This window comes from Cryobacterium roopkundense (assembly GCF_014200405.1).
In the GTDB taxonomy this organism is placed as follows: Bacteria; Actinomycetota; Actinomycetes; order Actinomycetales; family Microbacteriaceae; genus Cryobacterium; species Cryobacterium roopkundense.
In genome coordinates this window covers 2,678,165-2,697,578 of sequence record NZ_JACHBQ010000001.1, presented here as the reverse complement: position 1 = coordinate 2,697,578, position 19,414 = coordinate 2,678,165, and the positions used below count along the sequence as shown (strand labels likewise).

Sequence of the window (19,414 nt, the reverse complement as noted above, 5' to 3'; positions counted from 1 at the left end):
CCGCTCGGTGAGCGACGGGGCTTCTCTCGTGAATGGTTCTGCCTACTTCTCGGCCTGCTTCTGGGTCTGGTACACGTCGGGCACGCCGTCGTTGTCAGCGTCGATGGCTTCCTTCTCGGCGATGCGGCCGTAGTGCCGGTTGCGCCCGCGAAGAATAACCGTGGCGGCGAGGGCGGCGAGCAGCGAGCCCACCAGGATGGCGACCTTTGCATGGTCATCGTGCGGACTGCCCTGGCCGAAGCCGAGCTCGCTGATCAGCAGGGAAACTGTGAAGCCCACGCCTGCGAGCAGGGCCACTCCCGCCACGTCGATCCAGGCCAGGTCGGGATCGAGCGCCGCCTTCGTAGTCTTGGTCACGATGATGGTCGCGAGCAACACACCGACCGGCTTGCCGACCACGAGCGCCACGATGATGCCTATCGAGACCGGGTCTGTGATGGCCTGAGTGAAGCCCTCGACACTGCCGATTGCGACTCCGGCGGAGAAGAACGCGAAGACCGGGATGGCGAACCCCGACGACAGCGGGCGGATGCGGTGCTCGAGGGTTTCCGCGAGGCCGGGGCCGGCATCGGGGCCGCCGCCGCGCTGGCTGCGCAGCACGGGGATGGCGAAGCCGAGCAGTACGCCGGCCACCGTCGCGTGCACGCCGGAAGCGTGCACGAGCGCCCAGACCACGAAACCGATCGGCAGCAGGATCACCCAGGCAGCGAGGGCCTTGGTGCCGAAGAAGTAGGAGAACTTGTGGGCGAGGATCCAGTAGAGGGCGAGCGGAACGATCGCGAGCAGCAGAGGCACGAAGGCGATGTCGGTGGTGTAGAAGAACGCGATGATCGCAATGGCTAGCAGGTCGTCGACGACAGCGAGGGTCAGCAGGAAGATGCGCAGGGCCGCGGGGAGTTTACTGCCGATGACGGCCAGCACGGCTAGGGCGAAGGCGATGTCCGTTGCCGTGGGGATCGCCCAGCCGCGCAGGGCATCAGAGCCGCTGTTCAGGTTGATCAGGGTGTAGAAGACGGCGGGAACGATGACGCCACCCATGGCCGCGGCCACGGGAACGATCGCGCGGTTGACGCTGCGCAGGTCACCGGCCACGAATTCGCGCTTGAGCTCAAGCCCGGCGAGGAAGAAGAAGATGGCGAGGAAGCCGTCGGCCGCCCAGGCGCCGAGGCTCAGCTCGAGGTGCCAGGGCTCGTAGCCCACTTTGAGGTCACGGAAGGCGAAGTACCAGTCGGCGAACAACGGGGTGTTCGACATGACGAGGGCGGCGATGGTCGCGACCAGCAGGATGGCGCCGCCGACGGTCTCCTTGCGCAGGATGCCGGAAATACGAACGAACTCAGAGTGGCTGCCGCGACGCAGCACGGCGCCGGTGCCATCGGGACGATCGGAGGGAGAAATGGGAACAGGTGAAGATGTGGGCACGAGTAGATCCTCAAATTTTTCGGCGCTATAAATTGAACTGCCGACCAGACTTCCCGGCTCACCGCTATCGAGAATACCAGACCCTTCTGAGCGAACATGGAGCGCGGGCGGGCCGGGAAGCTTACGATTGCAGGGAAGAAGGAGATTCACCGTGACAGAAGCCGCCAGTTCACTCGACACCCTCATCGCCACAGTGGCCCGGCTGCGGGCGCCGGGTGGCTGCGCTTGGGACGCCGATCAGTCGCACGAGTCGCTCGTGCAGTACCTGGTGGAGGAGTCCCACGAACTCGTGGAGGCGATCGAGTCCGGCAGTCGTGATGACCTACTAGAGGAGCTCGGCGACGTTCTCTACCAGGTGCTTTTCCACTCCGACCTCGCGGCGAACACCGCGGGTGAGGATTTCGACATTCAGGATGTCGCGGCTCACATGAACGCGAAGATGATCGGCCGGCATCCGCACGTCTTCGGCGATCTCAAGCTCGACACCGCCGCCGATGTGTCGGCGGCCTGGGACGGCTTCAAGGCGGAGGAGAAGCCGGAGCGCACGAGCGTGCTCGACGGTATTCCCCTTGGTATGCCAGCCCTCGCCCTGGCGGACAAGGTTCTGGGGCGTGCGGAGAAGATCGGCCTGATCGAACCTGACGGCGGCTTTCCGCTCGCGATGGACAGCGAGGATGAGCTGGGTCCGCTGCTGCTCGCCATCGTCGCAACAGCTAGGACGAAGGGCCTCGATGCCGAGAGGGCGCTTCGCACCGCGCTGCGAGATCTGCAGGGGGAGATCCGTGGGGCGGAGGCCGCCATGACGCCGAACTCCGAGCGCGCGGCCGACGTGGACGCCTTCGATGCGGGCATCATCGCCCTTCCTCGCGGCTGACCCGCTTCGGGCCTCACCACCGACCTGACAGAATTAGGGCATGGCAACACCTGTAACTCCTCCCCGTGGCATGCGTGACTTCCTCCCCGCCGACAAGGCCGTACGGGAGCACGCGCTCGGGGTGATCCGTCAGAGCTTCTCCGCCCACGGGTTCGACGAAATCGAGACCCCGGTGATGGAGGACTCTGCACGCCTGCACTCGGGCCTCGGCGGCGACAACGAGAAGCTGGCCTTCGCTGTGATGAAGCGTGGCCTAAAGGCGACGGATGTCGCGGCCGCCGTCGAGCAGGACGACCTGCTGTCCCTCGCCGACCTGGGACTGCGTTTCGACCTCACAGTTCCGCTTGCGCGCTTCTATGCCACGCACCGGGCCGAGCTGCCCACCGTCTTTCGCTCCATTCAGATCGCACCGGTGTGGCGCGCGGAGCGGCCGCAGAAGGGTCGCTACCGCCAGTTCGTGCAGTGCGACATTGACATCATCGGAGAAGCCGGTTCGCTCGCCGAGATCGAGTTGATCACGGCGACCGCGGCAACCCTCGACACGCTGGGGCTTGTCGGCTGCTCCATCCGCATCAACGACCGCCGAATCCTGTCGACCATGCTCGGTCACTGGGGCGTCGCGGCCGACCTCACCGAACGCGCCCTCATCACGATCGATAAGCTCGACAAGATCGGCGTCGACGGTGTGGTCACCGAGCTCGGCGGCCTCGGCATCGACACGGCGGGAATAGCCGACACATTGCACACACTCGGGGGCTCGGGTTGGGACCTCGGCTCCGACGTACCGGAGTGGCTCGACCAGGCGGCATTCGCCGATCTGCTCGCCCTGCGCGCGGCCATGCCTCGGGTCGACCTTGTCTTCGATCCCACCCTGGTTCGGGGCATGGGTTATTACACCGGCACGATCTTCGAGATCTCGCACCCCACCCTCGGGTACTCGCTCGGCGGCGGCGGTCGATATGACGGCATGATCGGGCGTTTCCTCGGCACGGACGTGCCGGCGTGCGGATTCTCGATCGGCTTCGAACGCATCGTCGACCTGCTGGGCCGCGACGCCGCATCCGCTGCCGACGCCGTTGTGCTCGTGCACAGCGCCGACGCGGATCCGGCCCACCTCGTGCAGCTCAAGACCGCGCTCGTGGCCGACGGCCTGCGCGTGCGCCTCGAACGCCGAACCAAGAATCTCAAGGCCCTGCTCGACCGCGCCGCCGAGGCCGGTTTCGGCCGTTTTGCCTTTGTCACCGACGACACCACGACCGCTGCCGAACTCGAGTTCAAGGCGCTCGGCGCCTGATCAGAGCAGCACAGTTCGGTGTCACAGGGTTTGGTTAGACTGACCGATGTATCACGCACCACCACCCCCCAGATTTAGGAGACAGTTGTGGCCCTGATTGAGGCAGTAGACGCACGCGAAATTCTCGATTCCCGAGGCAACCCCACCATCGAGGTCGAGGTTCTGTTGGACGACGGCACCGTCAGCCGCGCCGCCGTTCCGTCCGGAGCGTCCACCGGAGTGTTTGAGGCGTACGAGCTGCGCGACGGCGACAAGGCCCGTTACCTCGGCAAGGGCGTTCTCAACGCCGTCGATTCCGTCATCGAGGAGCTGGGCCTGGCCGTCGAAGACATCGACGCGAGCGACCAGCGCATCGTCGACATGGTTCTCAACGAGACCGACGGCACCGATAACAAGGAGCGCCTCGGCGCCAACGCCATCCTCGGCGTGAGCCTCGCCGTGGCTAAGGCCGCCGCCAGCTCGGCCGGGCTGCCGCTGTTCCGCTACCTCGGCGGCCCGAACGCGCACACCCTGCCCGTGCCGCTGATGAACATCATCAATGGCGGGTCGCACGCCGACAACGACGTGGACATCCAGGAGTTCATGATCGTTCCCCTCGGTGCCGAGTCGTTCAGCGAGGGCCTGCGCTGGGGCGTCGAGACGTACCACGCGCTCAAGGGTCTGCTGCAGTCCAAGGGCCTCTCCACCGGCCTCGGCGACGAGGGTGGATTCGCTCCCAACCTGCCGAGCAACCGCGCTGCCCTCGACCTCATCGTCGAAGCCATCGAAATTGCCGGTTACGTTCCCGGAAAAGACATCGCCCTCGCCCTCGACTGCGCGGCGAGCGAATTCTTCTCAGACGGGGTGTACAGGTTCGAGGGCAAGAAGCTCTCGGCGCAGGAGCTGTCGGCCTACTACGCCGAGCTCGTTGCCGCCTATCCGCTGGTCTCGATCGAAGACCCGCTGGAGGAAGACGACTGGGACGGCTACGTGCACCTCACGCAGGAGCTCGGCGACAAGGTGCAGATCGTCGGCGACGACCTGTTCGTGACGAACCCGGCACGTCTGGCCAAGGGCCTCGAGCTGAAGGCCGCGAACTCGATCCTGGTGAAGGTCAACCAGATCGGTACGCTCACCGAGACGATGGATGCCGTGTCGATGGCGCAGCGCGCCGGCTACACTGCCATCATCTCTCACCGTTCGGGTGAAACCGAAGACACTTTCATCGCCGACCTCGCGGTGGCGACGGACGCCGGTCAGATCAAGACCGGAGCTCCGGCCCGCAGCGAGCGCGTGGCCAAGTACAACCAGCTGCTGCGCATCGAAGAAGAGCTCGGCGAGGCCGCCGTCTACGCGGGACGTTCCGCTTTCCCGCGCTTCAGCGCCTAACCTGCCGGGGCTCTCGATTCGGCCACGCCGGTTCGAGAGCCCCATTTTTCTTCACCGATTGAGCACAGTGAACCAGAAGATGAGCACGACGAAGGGAGCCCCCGTGGGAAGCAAGTCCACCGATCGGAAGCTCCCGGCCACCGGACCGGCCGAAACGCCCGTCGGGGGTTGGCTGCGCGGCATCCACTTCTCAGGCTTCTCCCTCGTGATGATGGTCATCCTGGTGCTGGCCGTGGTGGTGCTCGCGCCAAGCCTGCGCACCTATGCCGAACAGCGCCAGCAGATCAGCGCGTTGAACGCCGAGGTCTCCGAGCAGCAGACCGAGGTGGACCAGCTCAAGTCCGAGCGGGAGCGGTGGAACGACCGCACCTACATCACGACCCAGGCGCGGGACCGACTCTCCTACGTTCAGCCGGGCGACATCAGTTTTCTCGTGATCAACGACCTGCCCGTTCCGGTTACCGATGCGAGTGAGACGGCACCCGTGAGCACCAATATTCAAGACACCAAAATCGATTGGCTGGGATCCCTGTTCGCGTCGGCGATGACGGCCGGTCTTGCACCGAAGGCGGCAGCAGAATGACCAGACCCCCGTTCGACCCTTTCACCAACGAGGACATCGCCGTGGTTTCGGCCCAGCTGGGACGACCGGCCCGCAACGTGGTCGGCATCGCCGCGCGGTGCATCTGCGGAGCGCCCACGGTAGTGGCCACAGCACCGAGACTCGCCGACGGCACTCCGTTCCCCACCCTGTACTACCTCTGCCACCCCGCAGCCACTGCGGCAATCTCGCAGCTCGAGGCCACCCAGGTGATGAACGAATACAACCAGCTTCTCTCCGACGATGAGGGCGTGCGCGCCGCCTATCGGGCCGCCCACGAGAGCTTTCTCGCCGATCGCGCCGTGCTCGGCGACGTACCGGAGGTTGCCGGAATCTCCTCAGGGGGCATGCCCGAGCGGGTCAAGTGCCTGCATGCCCTTGCCGCCCATTCCCTGGCCGCCGGCCCTGGCGTCAACCCGATCGGCGACCTCGCGCTCGCGCGCTGCACCTGGACACCCGCCGTCTGCGAGTGCATGGACTATTCGGCGGCGGATTCGGTTACCGAGTGACACCGAACTCCCGAGTGACACCGAACTCCCGAGTGACACCGAACTCCCGAGTGACACCGAACTCCCGAGTGACACAGAACTCCCGAGTGACACAGAACTCCCGAGGTACGCGCGGCTGGCGGCGGTTCGGCGCGGGCCTCGGAGTGCTGCTCGCCGTGGCCGTCGTGGGTGGTTCCGTTGTTCTGGACGCTCCGCCCGCCCGAGCCGACCAGATTCGCGACCTCGAGTACTGGCTGGGCGACTACGGGTTCGCCGAGGCCTGGAACACCACCCGTGGAGCAGGGGTCACGATCGCGGTCATCGACACGGGAATCGACAGCACCGTCGCCGAGCTGGCCTCAGCGGTCGTCGGGGGAACGGATGTCTCGGGCCTGGGCTCCTCCCGCGGTCAAACCCCGGTGGGCAGCGACAAACAAGACAGTGGACACGGCACCATGGTTGCGTCACTCCTCGCCGGTCGGGGAACAGGCGAGGGCACGGGAATGATCGGCGTCGCACCCGAAGCGAACCTTCTCTCCGTCTCCGTGGCCTTCGGCGATTCCTCGTCCACAGTGAGCAACGACGACCAGATCGCCGAAGGCATCCGCTGGGCCGTCGACAATGGCGCCGACGTCATCAACATGTCGCTCACGCGCAATACCCTGTTCTGGCCGGAAAGCTGGGACGACGCTTTCCTGTACGCCTTCGAGAACGATGTCGTGGTTGTTGCCGCCGCAGGCAACCGGGGGAGCGGCACGACCGAAGTCGGCGCGCCCGCCACAATCCCCGGTGTGCTGACAGTGGCCGGTGTGGACCGTGAAAAGACGGCAAGCTTCGACGCTTCCTCCCAGGGCATCACGATTTCAGTGGCCGCGCCGAGCGAGCAACTGGTGGGTGCCATTCCGGGTGGGGGATATGTGCTTTGGGAGGGCACGAGCGCCGCCGCGCCGCTCGTGTCGGGGCTGGTGGCCCTCGTGCGGGCCGCCTACCCAGACCTCGACGCGGCCGGGGTGATGAATCGCGTGATCGAATCGGCCAACCCGAACGGCCAGACGACGCCGAGTCCGATCTACGGAAACGGACTCATCGACGCGAGTGCGGCGCTGAACGCCCGAGTGCCGGCGTCGACGGGCCAGACCCCGACTGAACTGCTCCAGGAGTGGATTCACCTGCATCGCCGGGCCGAGATCGAGGTGCAGCCCACAGAGACACCTTCAGTCGTTGCGCCCACGGTTCCGTCACAGGACCCGGCTCTGCCCGCCCAAAATATTGCCTCGGCATGGCTGCCCAGCCAACTCACCTTGACCTACATCAGCCTGCCGCTCGCCGTGCTCGTGGGATTTGGTATCCTAATAGGATTGCTAGGCATAGGCGCCACTCGGCATTTCAAGCGAATTCGCCGCAAGTAGTCAGTACTTGCGCAAACAAATCATGTAGGAGGCCCTCTCATCGTGCCCAAAATTCTCATTGTTGGTGGCGGCTACGCCGGTTTTTACACGGCCTGGAAGCTCGAGAAGTGGCTGCGATCCGGTGAAGCGGAGGTCACCATGGTTGACCCGCTGCCGTACATGACGTACCAGCCCTTCCTCCCAGAGGTCGCGGCCGGTTCGATTGAACCCCGGCACGCCGTGGTCGCCCACCGTCGCCACCTGAAGAAGACCAACGTCATCACGGCCAAGGTCACTCACGTGAACCACGCCGAAAAGACCGCGACCATCACACCCTCCATCGGCGAGCCGTGGGAGTTTGCGTACGACATCGTCGTGGTCACCGCCGGCGCCGTGTCGCGCACGTTCCCGATCCCGGGCGTCGCAGACCAGGCCATCGGCCTCAAGACGATCGAGGAGGCCGTCGCCATTCGCGACCGCGTGCTCAGCAACTTCGACAAGGCCGCGGGTCTGCCGGAAGGTCCCGAGCGCGAGCGTCTGCTCACGTTCGTCGTGGTCGGCGGCGGATTCGCCGGCATCGAGGTCTTCGCCGAGCTGCGGTCCTTCGCGACCTCGCTGCTCACCTCCTACCCGGAGATCAGCTTCGACGAGGTCAACTTCCACCTCATCGAGGCCATGGGCCGCATCATGCCAGAGGTGTCGCTCAAGACGAGCCTCTGGGTCATCGAAAACCTGGCTTCCCGCGGAGCCCAGATTCACCTGGACACGCAGCTCTCCAGCGCCGTCGATGGCGTCATCGAGCTGTCCACAGGCGAGACCTTCGCAACCGACCTCATCGTCTGGACCGCCGGCGTGATGGCCAACCCCACGATCGTGCGTCACACCGACCTTCCCATCGAAGAGCGCGGTCGGGTTCAGACCCGGGCCGACCTTCGCGTGGGCACGGAAGACGACATCGTTCTGGACGCCTGGGCTGCCGGTGACGTCAGCTGCGTGCCCGACCTCAGCGGAGGCGGCGTGGGCGGCAATTGTGTGCCCAACGCCCAGCACGCCGTTCGCCAGGGAAAGCTCCTGGCCGAGAACATCGTGGCGGTGCTGCGCGGCGAAGGCCCGAAGCAGTACAACCACAAGAACCTCGGAGCCGTTGCAGGCCTCGGTGTGGGAATCGGTGTCTTCCAGTCCGGCAAGTTCGCCATCACGGGAATGCCCGCCTGGTTCGCGCACCGTGGTTACCACGGCCTGGCCATGCCGAGCTGGGAGCGTAAATTGCGCGTCGTATGGGGTTGGGTGAACAACTTCTTCCTCGGACGCGACATTGTCTCCCTCAACGCGGTGCAGACGCCTCGTGCGGTGTTCGAGGAATTCGCCTCTCGTCCGAAGCCTCCCGTTGAGGCTCCCGTTGTCGCGGCCCCCGCAGCGCGGGCGCCCCGTGCCCCTCGTGCTCCGCGTAAGCCCACGGTCAAGGCGGCGGCCAAGCCCGTCGTGAAGGACACTCTGGCTGCGGATCCCGCGACCGACGCCGTGGTTGAAGAGGTCGTCGCCGAGCGTGCCGCCGCAGAGGCAACCGCCGCTAAGTAGCAGCACAGGCGCAGCAGCGCATACGCTAGAAGCGTTCGAGAGTTTCGAACGCGCCCCCGTAGCCCAATCGGCAGAGGCGAACGACTTAAAATCGTTAAAGTCTGGGTTCAAATCCCAGCGGGGGCACCACCCGCACAACTGCGCCGCGCCGCGCGCCTTGCGCCCTGCGCCTTGCGCCCTGCGCTTCGCGCCCTGCGCCTTGCGCCCTGCGCTTCGCGCCCTGCGCCCTGCGCCGCCTTTGCGCGCCCCCCATTCCGCTGGTCGAGTAGCGCCGTCTACGGCGCGTATCGAGACCCCGCAAGCCAATGCTCAGACTTCGGGAGGGCGCAAACTTCTTCGATCAAGTTATCCACAACCCTGAGTATTTCTCGAATCTGTCTGTGGTTCGTGGGATAATTATCTTATGGAGAACAACGATGAAGTTCCTCCTTTGGAGGAGGCCGCGGGTAGTAACCCGCCCGAACCAGTCGACCAGACCCTCGCCGTCTTGGCGGAGGAGAAGGCCGTCGCCGACGACACTCAAACCCTGCTCCTCGACGCGATACTCAGCTTCGATCGGATGGTCTGTTTCGCCCAGGCCGCTCGAGCGGAAGTGATCGACAGGCTCCGGCAGTGGACCGACGCCACGGCCGAGGCTGGACTTCCCCTCACCGCGCGGGGACGACGGGACACCGAGTGGTCACCGCAGAAAGCCGCCCACGAAGGCCTCGTCGCTGAGCTGGCTGCCCTGCTGAAACTGCCCAGCGGTGTCGCCCGCAATCTGATGTTCGAAAGCGACCTGCTGCAACACCGGCTCCCCGCCACCCGAGACGCCCTCCGCCGCGGTGACATCAGCTACCGCCACGCCCAAACCATCATCGAGAACGCCGTCAGCCTGCCACCGGAGGCTTGGAAGGCCTTCGAAGACGAGGCTCTCCGCAACAGTGAAACCCTCACCGTCCCGCAATTGCGGAAGAAGGCCGTGAAGGTGCGGGAGTTCACTCACCCGGAGTCCATCGCCGTGCGGCACCAGAAGGCCCTCGCTGACCGGAACTTCTGGGTCAGTCCCGGTCGTGACGGGATGGGGTACCTGGAGATGACGCTGAGCAACGAAGATGCGGCCGCCATCGCGGACCGGGTCGAATCTTTGGCGAAGAACCTGAAGGTGCACGACGAAACCCGCACTCTCGCGCAGCTTCGTACCGACGCCGCCACGGACCTGCTCCTGAAAGGAGTGACCGAGACCGGGCTCGGTGCCGGAGTCCGCGCGAACGTATTCGTCACCGTCCCCGTTCTCACCCTGCTGGGTCAGAGCGAGGAGCCGGGCACGCTGGAGGGGTTCGGGCCGATCGACGCGGAGACCGCCCGGCGCCTGGCCGGAACGGCCACCAGCTTCACTCGCATCCTCGTCCACCCCGAGACGGGAGCTGTTCTCTCCTTCGGACGCACGAAGTACAAGGTCCCGGACGACCTGAAGAACTGGCTGCGACTACGCGACGGCACGTGCCGTGCCGTCGGCTGCAACCGACGAGCCGCCGCCTGCGACATTGATCACACCATCGCCTGGGAACACGGCGGAGAGACCGTCTTCTCGAACCTCTCCAGCCTGTGCCGCCCGAGCCACCGGGTGAAACACGAAACAGGTTGGTCAGTGGTCCAAGGCGAGGACGGAACCCTCAACTGGACCAGCCCGGCGGGCAGGCACTATGTCACTCACCCCGAAACCCGCATCCGACCGACGATCCCACTGATGGAACCCACGCTGACCACGAAGCCTCGCGCCTGCGCAGACCCCTGGAGTATCCCCGCCACCGAAATCAACGACAGCCCCTTCGAGCTGTATTGAGCCGACAGGTTGGTGACAGTTCGGGGTTGAAAAAGGGAGAACCTCCGGTTTCAGTGGTGATGTCAAACTCGGACGAGTAGACGGCGATCTCTTGCGTAGACGCTGAGCTGACAGGGCTGAGCTGACAGGGCTGAGCTGATAGGGCTGAGCTGACAGGCATGGTCGACCGATCACTGTCATTGAGCAGGAGTTCGCCTTGCCTGTGCGCCTCCCGTATTCTTGTGAGGAACGCCCGGAACCGTCCCCGGGACCGCTGGCGCGGCCGGAGTCGCGCTGTTCCCACGGATTCGGCGATCTATCTCGTCGGGCGCTTCGCTCCGCCGAGGAATGGGGAAATGCGGTGCATTTCCTGAGTAGACAGCACGCTTCACGGCAGCGCAACACCCTGCCCGAAAGGAACCACCCATGAGCCTGATCAGGCTGAACGACGTCAGCGTCGGTTTTGAGAACACCCAGATTCTTCGCGAGGCGTTCTTTCGCCTCGAACCGAAAGACCGGGTGGGCCTGATCGGAAAGAACGGGTCCGGCAAGTCGACGATGCTCAAGCTCGTCCTCGAGCAGGTCACGCCAGACACCGGAACTGTCACGCTGGAAGCCGGCGTGCGCATCGGCTACTTCTCGCAGTTCTCGGAGCTGAACGGCCAGTCCACGATCACCGAAGTCCTCGACGCCCTGTTCGTCGAGGTCAAGGCGATCGAAGCCGAGCTGGCTGCGATCGACACGAGCATCGCGACCGATTCCTCCGTGGGCGACCAACTCGACCGGCTGATCATTCGCCAGTCGGAGCTCTTTGAGGAGATGGACCGGCTCGATGGCTGGGATTACAAGCGCCATATCGACACCGCGCTCTCCACGCTCGGGTTCAACGAGGCGCACCGGGTGTGTGCCATCGACGAACTGTCCGGCGGTTGGCGCAACCGCGCGGCCCTCGCCAAGATCGTGCTCGAAGCGCCAGACGTGCTGCTGCTCGATGAGCCCACCAACTTCCTTGACGTGGCTGGCGTCGAATGGCTCGAAGCGTGGTTTCGCGATTTCACGGGCGCCGCCATCGTGGTCTCGCACGACCGTAAATTCCTCGACGCCGTGGTCACTCGCATCATCGAACTCGAGAACTATCACCTGCACGAGTACCCCGGCAATTTCGGAGAGTACGTGGTGCAGAAGCAGTTCCGCCTCAAGACGCTCGAGGCGCAGTTTGTGCACGAGTCCGAGCTGTTGGCCTTCGAAGCCGAGGGAATCTCCGATCGTCGCGAGGCAGCGAAGGCCGAGAGCCGGGGCCTCGGCAACAAGCTCGCCCACATCAAGAAGTCCCGCACCCCTCGCCCCGTCGACCAGATCATCACCGAGATCTACGGTTCCCTGCACGTGAAGGACGCCCTGTGTCGGGTGGACAACCTCGGCAAGTCCTACGGCGACAAGTTGCTGTTCAGCGGTTTGACCTTTGAGATTCGGCGTGGCAACCGCATCGTCGTTCTCGGCCCTAACGGCAGCGGAAAGACGAGCCTGCTGCGGGTGCTGACCGGCGAAGAGCAGGCCGATTTCGGGGATGTGACCTGGGCATCCGGTGCCGGCGTTGTGTCCTACAACCAGGTGCTCGACGAACTGGACGACACCGACACGGTGAGCCACGCCGTCAACGCCATGCCAGACAGCCTCGCGCTCACCGCGACCCGCAAGTCAGTGAACCGTTTCCTGGCGATGTTCCAGTTCTCCGAAGCCGACCTCAAACAGAAGATCGGAAACCTGTCTGGTGGTCAGCGCGCCCGCGTGGCCATGGCCCAGTGCCTGTTGTCAGGCGCCTCGGTGCTGTTGCTCGATGAGCCCACCAACCACCTCGACATGTCGAGCACGCAGGTGATGGAGCGGGCTCTCATGCATTTTCCCGGCGCCGTCGTCGTGGTCAGCCACGACCGCTTCTTCAGCGACAAGATCGCGAACCGCTACCTCGTCTTCGGCAGCGAGGCAGCCGAACCCGGCGAGATCGACGTGCGAGTAGCCTAGGTCCGACCGGTCGGACGGCCTGACGACATGGCGGGTGGGCCGTTCTTGGCGACCTCAGGATCCATCCAGGTGACTTCCCAGATGTGACCGTCGAGGTCCTCGATGTCCCGCGTGTACATGAAGCCGTAGTCCTGGGTGGTACGTGGCTCTGCGCCGCCCGCTGCCAGGGCCTTCTCTGCCCATTCGTCGACCTCGTTCCTGCTGTCGAGCACCAGACAGTTGAGCACCTGCACCTCTGATTTGGGGTCGATGAGTGATTTGTCGGTGAAGGTGGCGAAGAACGGCTTCACGAGCAGCATCGCGTAAATGCTGTCTGACATGACGACGCTCGCCGCGTTCTCATCGGTGAACAGGGGATTGATCGTGTATCCCAAGGCCGTGAAGAAGGCCTTCGAGGCCTCGAGGTCAGCCACGGGAAGGTTGATGAAGATCTTGCTGGTTGCCATCGGGGGTCCCTTTCAGTGCGAGAGCTTGAAAGCTTAGTCGCGCCCCCGGAACGGGGCTAGGTAAGGCGGTCGAGGTACCGCAGGATGATTCCCTCGCGCAGGGCCCATGGAGAGACCTCAAGCTCGTCGGCCTTGAAGGCTGCCATTGCCTCGCCCAGAACGATTCCGCCGGCCACGATCTGAAAGGTGCGGTCGGCGGTGATTCCAGGCAGCGCCGGTCGGGCATCCGCTGGAATGCGCGCGAGGCGAGGCACCCAATCATTGAGCTGAGCACGGCCGAGCCGCAGGCGGTCGCCGGACCCGACGCCGTCCGACGTGGAGCCCGCCAGCCGGGCCAGGGAACGGATGGCCTTGGACGACCCCACGATGTGGTGCGGGGCAGGAAGGGCGGCAAAGGCGCCCACGGCGTCCTTGAGCACTGATGCGGCGTGCACGCGCAGTGCGTTCACCTCGTCTGGCAGGGGCGGATCGTGGTGCAGAAAACCAATCGTGGTGCGTCCCGCGCCGAGCGGCAGGGAGAGGGCGACCTCGGGAATCTCGTTCGCTCCGGCTGCGATCTCGAGCGACCCGCCGCCGATATCAAAGAGCAGAATGTTTTCGGCCGACCAGCCGTACCAGCGGCGCACGGCCAGAAAGGTGAGTCTGGCTTCGTCTTCCCCGGACAGCACCTGCAATGCCACACCGGTCTCGCGCTCGACCCGTTCCAGCAACTCGGGCCCGTTGGTGGCCTCGCGCAGAGCGGATGTCGCGAACGGCAAGAGCTCGTCAATGTTGTGGCGGCTCGCGAAATCGGCGGCATTTTGCACCGACGTGAGCACTGCGGCCACGCCCTCGTCGTTGATCGCACCATCGGGCGTGATGTACCTCATCAGCCGCAGAACAGCCTTATCCGAGGCCATGGGCAGCGGGGGAGCGCCCGTATGGGCGTCGACAACCAGCAGATGGACGGTGTTCGACCCGACGTCGAGGACTCCTAAGCGCACTCCTGAACGATAGCGCGCGTCAGAGGCCCGCCGGAGCCACGAAGCGTTGCCAGGCCCAGGCGCCGGCGCTCAGCGCGGCAAACACTCCCGCAGCCACCCACAGCAGCGGCACGGTTCCCGCCGACTGCCACACCTCGATCACGGGCGACAGCACGGCGAACAGCAGTGTGAACGACACGACCATCAGGCCCGCCCACACCGGCGGGGACCAGGCCAGCACACTCCGGCCGCTGGTGCGGCCGATGGGAACGAGCACGAGGACAGCCGAGCCGATCGCCGCGAGCACGACTGTGTTCGCTACCTCGGCGAAGAAGGCAGTCAGAAATCCGGTAGCCGGGGGGAGCAGGCCCAGGCCGAACCAGCCGACGATGGCCAGCATCACGAGGCTTGCGGCGCGCACTGAGGCGAGTTGCCCCCGTTGGGCCAGGGTCGGCCCCGCGGCCACGGTGACACTGCCCAACAGCCCGAACAAGAGAGCGGGATGGATGTCGAGCACGCGGGATCCGATGGCCGCCACCGCGACGAGCACCAGGTAGCGGGGCAGGAAGGTTATGGTCGCGTCGATGTGCATGACGCGGGAACTCCACAGCAGTGGCACGAGTGCGGCCGCGAGGTTGACGAGCAGAAGCGCCACGACCACGGCAAGAAGTAGGCGCAGGTACGCGGGCTGGGAGATGACGGGCCCCGACAGCATCACGAGGGTCGCGGCCGCCACGAGTGCCGCGCCGCCGAGCAGCCAGCGGTTCCACTGCACGGTCGGTGCCGTCTCAAACTCATCCCGGGCGCGGTTGCGTCCCGCGATCGAGGTGGCGCCCCAGAGCGGGCGTCCGCCGCGTGCCCGGGAGATGGTGCCGGCGAGCAGCCGGGACGGAATTGCCAACAGCACCACAGCTCCGAGCGCGAGGAGAACGGCCTGCAACCACGGGAATGAAGCGCTTGCCCACGGCGAGGTCACAGCCGTGGTGAAGCGTGTGGGGTAGTTCCAGGGTCCCGCGCCGAACCCGGAGGCGCTCGGAGGTTCGCTCGAAGCGGATGCGGTGGGTCCGGGCACCGCGACGGGGGGTACGGCGTCCGCCGTCGCCGAGGCCGACGGCTCGGAGCTGGCGGTGGGGTCTGTGGTGGCCGACCCGCCAGCGGTGGGAGGTGTGCTCTGGGACGGGGACGGAGTCGACGGCTGCACGTAGGTGACGGTGACGGCTGCGCTGCCGGCGCTCACGTTGCCGGCGACGTCCTGCTGCACGGCGACAAGGGAGTACGACCCGGCGGCTACTCCGCCGGCTGAGCAACTCCAGGCTCCGTTGGTCACCGGGGCCGAACACACCGAATACGGTCCGGCGAAGACGGTCACGGTGGCGCCGCTTTCACCCGTGCCCGTGTACGTCGTGCCGGCGACGGGAATCTGGGCACCGCGGCCAGGCGACGTGATGACGGGCGCGTCGGGCCGGTCGAGGTCGAAGGAGATCATCACTCCGGCGCTCGAGTTCGATGATGACGGGCTGCTGTAGCCCGTCAGCTGGCTCGCCGTGACCTCCCGGTTTCCGCTGGACTCCAGGCCGTCCAGGTGGCACGCCCACGCGCCGGAACCGTCCGCCTGCGAGGTGCACGAGATGCCGTTCGCGACTGAGGCCGTGACGGATGCGCCGGGGTAGCCCGTGCCGCGAACGAGGCCGTTCGACGAGCCCTGGCCGGTGGGGCCGCCCGTGACAGTGGGGGCGCCGAGCACAGCGACAGTGATTTCATCGAACAGAGTCGGATTGCCGCTGACGACGACGCGCAGCGTGACGGCAGAGGAGTTCGGCAACCGGGCATTCGAGCAGCTCCAGGTAGTGCTGCCGTCCGGGGCGATGATGCACAGCGGATCCCCGCCGGAGGGGGACAGCAATTGCACCTCCGAGGAGGCATCACGCGTTCCAGATACTGTCGTGGTCGACTTTCCGATGAAGATGCCGGGGGAGGGACTGTCTAGTGTGGGCGCGGCCACGGGGTCCGCGCTCGGCGTGGCTTCAGGGGCCGGTTCGACGGCCTCGGTTGTCGCCGGCGTCATGGCGGAAGCGGCCGGAGCCTGCAGGGGTGCGGAAACGGCAATAAGGGAAGTCGCGAAGGTGATCAGGCAGAGAAGGGCAGCGCGGCGCATCCGTTGTCGCGCCGACGACACCGGAGAGGCGATAAGTTTGGCTGAAGTGACAGGGCCCACAACCCTATTTGACGGGGCGAGACGCTCAAAGTCAATCTGCCACGTAACATTACCGGTTTCAGACGCGAAGCCTACCGACGGACGGTTTTTCAGATGAGTAGGCGGCGATGAACGGGATCATTCTGCGGCCAGTGGACGAGGGTTTTCAATGATTCTCCGGCAGCCCCCCTGGCGCAACTGGGCGCGCACCGAGTCGGTGCGCCCAGTGCGCGTCGAGCGGCCGGCGACAGTGGGCGCAGTGCAGCGCTCCGTTCGGGCCGCGATCCGTGCTGGCCTGAGAATAAAAGCGGTCGGAACGGGTCACAGCTTCACCGGCATCGCTGTGGCACCCGGTGTGCAGCTCGATCTTTACGACCTCGGGGGCCTGATCGAGATCGATGTGCCCGCCGCCCGGGTGACAGTGGCGGCGGGGCTGCCCCTGCACAGGCTGGGCCGCCTTCTCGACGACCACGGCCTCGCTCTGGCGAACCTCGGCGACATCGACCGACAGACGGTCGCCGGGGCGATTTCCACCGGCACGCACGGAACGGGCGGGGGCTTTGTCGGCCTGGCGAGTCAGGTGACGGGGCTTACTCTCGTAACCGCCGACGGCACGCTCCTGCGGGTGAGCGACACGGAGAACACCGAGATACTCCCTGCCGTGCGCCTCGGTCTCGGGGCCCTCGGCATCATCGTGGACGTCACTATCCAGTGCGTTCCCCGCTTCCAGCTTCATTCCGATCAGAGATCAGAACCGCTCGATGCCGTGCTTGAGGACTTCGTGCGGCGATCACGGACGCACGATCACTTCGAGTTCTTCTGGTTCCCGCACACCGACACGGCACTGACAAAAACCAACACGCGAGTGGTTGAACCCCGGCCGGCTGCCCGGGCGCACCGCGTGTCCCGGTGGATCGACAATGAACTGCTGGCAAACGGGGTTTACCGAGGCGTGTGCGCGGTGGGAACGGCCCTGCCCGCGCTCGTGCCGTCGCTCGCCCGGCTGTCGGCGCGCTCCACGGGCAACCGTCAATTCACGGATGCCTCCACGCGCGTTTTCGCCACCAACCGCGCCGTGCGCTTCCGTGAGATGGAATACGCCCTGCCCCGTGACCGGGTGCCCGAGGCCGTGCGCGCGGTGCGCCGGTTCATCGAGGCACGTGGATGGCGGATCTCCTTTCCGATCGAGGTGCGGTCTGCCGCGGCCGACGACCTCTGGCTGTCGCCGGCCTACGGTCGGGACACTGGCTACGTCTCGGTGCACCGTTACGTGCGCGAAGACCCGGAGGAGTACTTCCGTGCGGTCGAGCAGATCATGATCGGCTACGGCGGGCGCCCGCACTGGGGAAAACTTCACTACCAGAAGGCCGACGCGCTGCGGGGCCGGTACCCGCATTTCGACGACTTTCTCGCGGTTCGTGACAGGCTCGACCCGGAGCGCCGCTTCACCAACAGCTATCTGGAAAGAGTCCTCGGCCCGTGACCATGATTCCTCGCACCCCCGCGAACCCCACCCGCGCCACACCCACCCGCGCGAAGCGAACCGCGTCAGAGCAGCGCGACTGGCCGCACCGCGCGAGCGAGTTGGGCGATTTTCTGCCCGACGGATTCGTGATGGGAGTGTCGTCGTCGGCCTTCCAGGTCGAGGGCGCCGCGCGCGACGGGGGTCGTGGCGACTCGGTGTGGGACACCTTCACCGCCGGAGCTGGCCGAATCGTGGACGGGTCGAACGCGTCCATCGGTGCCGACCACCTGGCCAAGTTCGCTGAAGACGCCACCCTGCTGCGGGAACTCGGGGTCGACGCCTACCGATTCTCGCTCGCGTGGCCGCGCTTGCAGCCCGACGGACGCGGCGCACTCCACCGCAACGGCCTCGCCTTCTACGACCAGTTGCTCGACGCGCTCCTGGCCCACGGCATCAGCCCGATGGCCACGCTCTCGCACTGGGACACCCCGACCGCTCTGCGCGGAGGCTGGCTGAACCGGGACACAGCCGGTCGCTTCGGCGACTATGCCCACGCGGTGGGGGAGGCGCTCGGGGATCGGATCGACTCGTGGGTGACGCTCGAGGAGCCCGCCACGGTTATGTTGAACGGCTACGCGCTCGGCACCCAGGCGCCGGGCCGTTCCCTGCTCTTCGACGCTCTGCCGGCCGCACACCACCAGCTGCTCGCGCACGGCCTCGCCGTGCAGGGGCTTCGGGCAGCGGATGTCCGTGGCCGGATCGGCCTCTCCAACGCCCATTCCCCGGTCGAGTCGCTGACCGACCGGGAACAGGACCGCTCGTACGCCGCGCTCTCCGACCTGCTGCACAACCGGATCTTCGCCGATCCAGTGCTGCTCGGCCGGTATCCCGACCCGCTCGAGCCCTTCGCCGTCGAGCTGCGCGGTCTGCTCGAAGCCGACCCCGCCGACCTCGCCGTTATTCACCAGCCGCTCGATTTCTACGGCTTGAGCTATATGGAACCGACCCGGATCGCCGCGGGAACGGGCCGTATCGTGAGCCGGGACGATCCGGCCCCCGTCGCGCCGGCGTTTCCCTTCCATCCCACCGCGTTCCGGGAGTTCCCCGTCACCGGGGCCGGGCACGTGAACGCCCCGGAGTACCTCGGTGTGGCGCTCGCCGAGCTGCAGACCCGCTACGGCGATGTCCTCCCGCCGGTGTACGTCACGACGCTCGGGGCCGGCTTCTCCGACCAGGCCGACGAGCGCGGGGCCGTGCACGATCCGCTGCGCATCGACTACGTCGCCGAGCACCTGCAGGCGGCCGTGAATGCGGTGCGCCCGGGCGGGGCGGCCGCGGGGGTGGACCTGCGCGGGTTCTTCGTACGATCGTTGCTCGACGGCTTCGAATGGTCGGCCGGCTATACGCAGCGCTACGGCCTCGTGCACGTGTCGTTTTCAGACGGGATGACCACCCGCACTCCTAAGGACTCCTACCGCTGGCTCCAGAAGGTCCTCGCCGCCCGCTGA

At 65.9% G+C, this 19,414-nt stretch carries 15 protein-coding genes and 1 tRNA gene; 12 read left to right on the top strand and 4 right to left on the bottom strand.

What is annotated here, in order from left to right; all coding sequences use genetic code 11:
* Nucleotides 1–42 precede the first annotated feature (42 nt).
* On the bottom strand, nucleotides 43–1,422 hold the full coding sequence (gene nhaA, locus BJ997_RS12695) for a Na+/H+ antiporter NhaA (protein WP_420827183.1): 1,380 nt from the start codon (nucleotides 1,420–1,422) through the stop codon (nucleotides 43–45).
* Nucleotides 1,423–1,573: 151 nt separating this feature from the next.
* Between nhaA and BJ997_RS12690 the strand changes: the two genes are divergently transcribed.
* From BJ997_RS12690 to BJ997_RS12645, 10 genes are all read left to right on the top strand, one after another.
* On the top strand, nucleotides 1,574–2,296 hold the full coding sequence (locus tag BJ997_RS12690; protein WP_084141019.1) for a nucleoside triphosphate pyrophosphohydrolase: 723 nt from the start codon (nucleotides 1,574–1,576) through the stop codon (nucleotides 2,294–2,296).
* A gap of 40 nt (nucleotides 2,297–2,336) precedes the next feature.
* The gene (gene hisS, locus BJ997_RS12685; RefSeq protein ID WP_035835030.1) at nucleotides 2,337–3,590 is read left to right on the top strand and encodes a histidine--tRNA ligase; all 1,254 of its coding nucleotides are present in this window, start codon (nucleotides 2,337–2,339) and stop codon (nucleotides 3,588–3,590) included.
* A gap of 87 nt (nucleotides 3,591–3,677) precedes the next feature.
* On the top strand, nucleotides 3,678–4,958 hold the full coding sequence (eno, locus tag BJ997_RS12680; protein WP_035835029.1) for a phosphopyruvate hydratase: 1,281 nt from the start codon (nucleotides 3,678–3,680) through the stop codon (nucleotides 4,956–4,958).
* 103 nt (nucleotides 4,959–5,061) lie between these two features.
* A complete protein-coding gene (locus BJ997_RS12675) occupies nucleotides 5,062–5,541 on the top strand; it encodes an FtsB family cell division protein (protein ID WP_035835075.1) in 480 nt (159 codons plus the stop codon).
* Entirely contained in the window at nucleotides 5,538–6,068 is a 531-nt protein-coding gene (locus tag BJ997_RS12670; protein WP_035835028.1) for a DUF501 domain-containing protein, read from the top strand. Before BJ997_RS12675 ends, BJ997_RS12670 begins: the two co-directional genes overlap by 4 nt.
* 86 nt (nucleotides 6,069–6,154) lie before the next feature.
* Nucleotides 6,155–7,456, top strand: coding sequence for a S8 family serine peptidase (locus BJ997_RS12665; RefSeq protein ID WP_035835027.1), 1,302 nt, complete (start codon nucleotides 6,155–6,157; stop codon nucleotides 7,454–7,456).
* 42 nt (nucleotides 7,457–7,498) lie between these two features.
* Nucleotides 7,499–9,013, top strand: a complete 1,515-nt coding sequence (locus tag BJ997_RS12660; protein ID WP_084141012.1) for an NAD(P)/FAD-dependent oxidoreductase — start codon at nucleotides 7,499–7,501, stop codon at nucleotides 9,011–9,013.
* A 52-nt stretch (nucleotides 9,014–9,065) separates the two neighbouring features.
* Nucleotides 9,066–9,142 (top strand) — tRNA-Leu (locus BJ997_RS12655).
* A gap of 274 nt (nucleotides 9,143–9,416) precedes the next feature.
* On the top strand, nucleotides 9,417–10,838 hold the full coding sequence (locus tag BJ997_RS12650) for an HNH endonuclease signature motif containing protein (RefSeq protein WP_052541910.1): 1,422 nt from the start codon (nucleotides 9,417–9,419) through the stop codon (nucleotides 10,836–10,838).
* Nucleotides 10,839–11,243: 405 nt separating this feature from the next.
* Nucleotides 11,244–12,839 carry an ABC-F family ATP-binding cassette domain-containing protein gene (locus BJ997_RS12645; RefSeq protein WP_035835026.1) on the top strand — a complete coding sequence of 532 codons (1,596 nt, stop codon included), beginning with the start codon at nucleotides 11,244–11,246 and terminating at the stop codon, nucleotides 12,837–12,839.
* Here the strand turns inward: BJ997_RS12645 and BJ997_RS12640 are convergent.
* From BJ997_RS12640 to BJ997_RS12630, 3 genes are read right to left on the bottom strand one after another with little or no spacing between them, the layout of a single operon-like run.
* A complete protein-coding gene (locus tag BJ997_RS12640) occupies nucleotides 12,836–13,285 on the bottom strand; it encodes a VOC family protein (protein ID WP_052541909.1) in 450 nt (149 codons plus the stop codon). The genes BJ997_RS12645 and BJ997_RS12640 overlap by 4 nt on opposite strands.
* Before the next feature lie 56 nt (nucleotides 13,286–13,341).
* Entirely contained in the window at nucleotides 13,342–14,268 is a 927-nt protein-coding gene (locus BJ997_RS12635; protein WP_035835025.1) for a Ppx/GppA phosphatase family protein, read from the bottom strand.
* A 19-nt stretch (nucleotides 14,269–14,287) separates the two neighbouring features.
* Nucleotides 14,288–16,312: an Ig-like domain-containing protein gene (locus BJ997_RS12630; RefSeq protein WP_221243963.1), complete on the bottom strand. Its 2,025-nt coding sequence runs from the start codon at nucleotides 16,310–16,312 to the stop codon at nucleotides 14,288–14,290.
* 298 nt (nucleotides 16,313–16,610) lie between these two features.
* Between BJ997_RS12630 and BJ997_RS12625 the strand changes: the two genes are divergently transcribed.
* Together BJ997_RS12625 and BJ997_RS12620 are read left to right on the top strand one after the other, a co-directional pair.
* Nucleotides 16,611–17,924 (top strand): D-arabinono-1,4-lactone oxidase, encoded by a 1,314-nt coding sequence (locus BJ997_RS12625; RefSeq protein ID WP_183323501.1) that lies wholly within the window; start codon nucleotides 16,611–16,613, stop codon nucleotides 17,922–17,924.
* Between the two features lie 2 nt (nucleotides 17,925–17,926).
* Nucleotides 17,927–19,414, top strand: a complete 1,488-nt coding sequence (locus BJ997_RS12620) for a glycoside hydrolase family 1 protein (RefSeq protein ID WP_084141011.1) — start codon at nucleotides 17,927–17,929, stop codon at nucleotides 19,412–19,414.

Excerpts from the sequence above, each read along its gene's own strand:
- hisS (WP_035835030.1), top strand. The coding sequence starts at position 2,337 with ATGGCAACACCTGTAACTCCTCCCCGTGGCATGCGTGACTTCCTCCCC.
- BJ997_RS12670 (WP_035835028.1), top strand. The coding sequence starts at position 5,538 with ATGACCAGACCCCCGTTCGACCCTTTCACCAACGAGGACATCGCCGTG.
- BJ997_RS12650 (WP_052541910.1), top strand. The coding sequence starts at position 9,417 with ATGGAGAACAACGATGAAGTTCCTCCTTTGGAGGAGGCCGCGGGTAGT.
- BJ997_RS12645 (WP_035835026.1), top strand. The coding sequence starts at position 11,244 with ATGAGCCTGATCAGGCTGAACGACGTCAGCGTCGGTTTTGAGAACACC.
- BJ997_RS12640 (WP_052541909.1), bottom strand. The coding sequence starts at position 13,285 with ATGGCAACCAGCAAGATCTTCATCAACCTTCCCGTGGCTGACCTCGAG.
- BJ997_RS12630 (WP_221243963.1), bottom strand. The coding sequence starts at position 16,312 with ATGACGCCGGCGACAACCGAGGCCGTCGAACCGGCCCCTGAAGCCACG.
- BJ997_RS12625 (WP_183323501.1), top strand. The coding sequence starts at position 16,611 with ATGATTCTCCGGCAGCCCCCCTGGCGCAACTGGGCGCGCACCGAGTCG.
- BJ997_RS12620 (WP_084141011.1), top strand. The coding sequence starts at position 17,927 with ATGATTCCTCGCACCCCCGCGAACCCCACCCGCGCCACACCCACCCGC.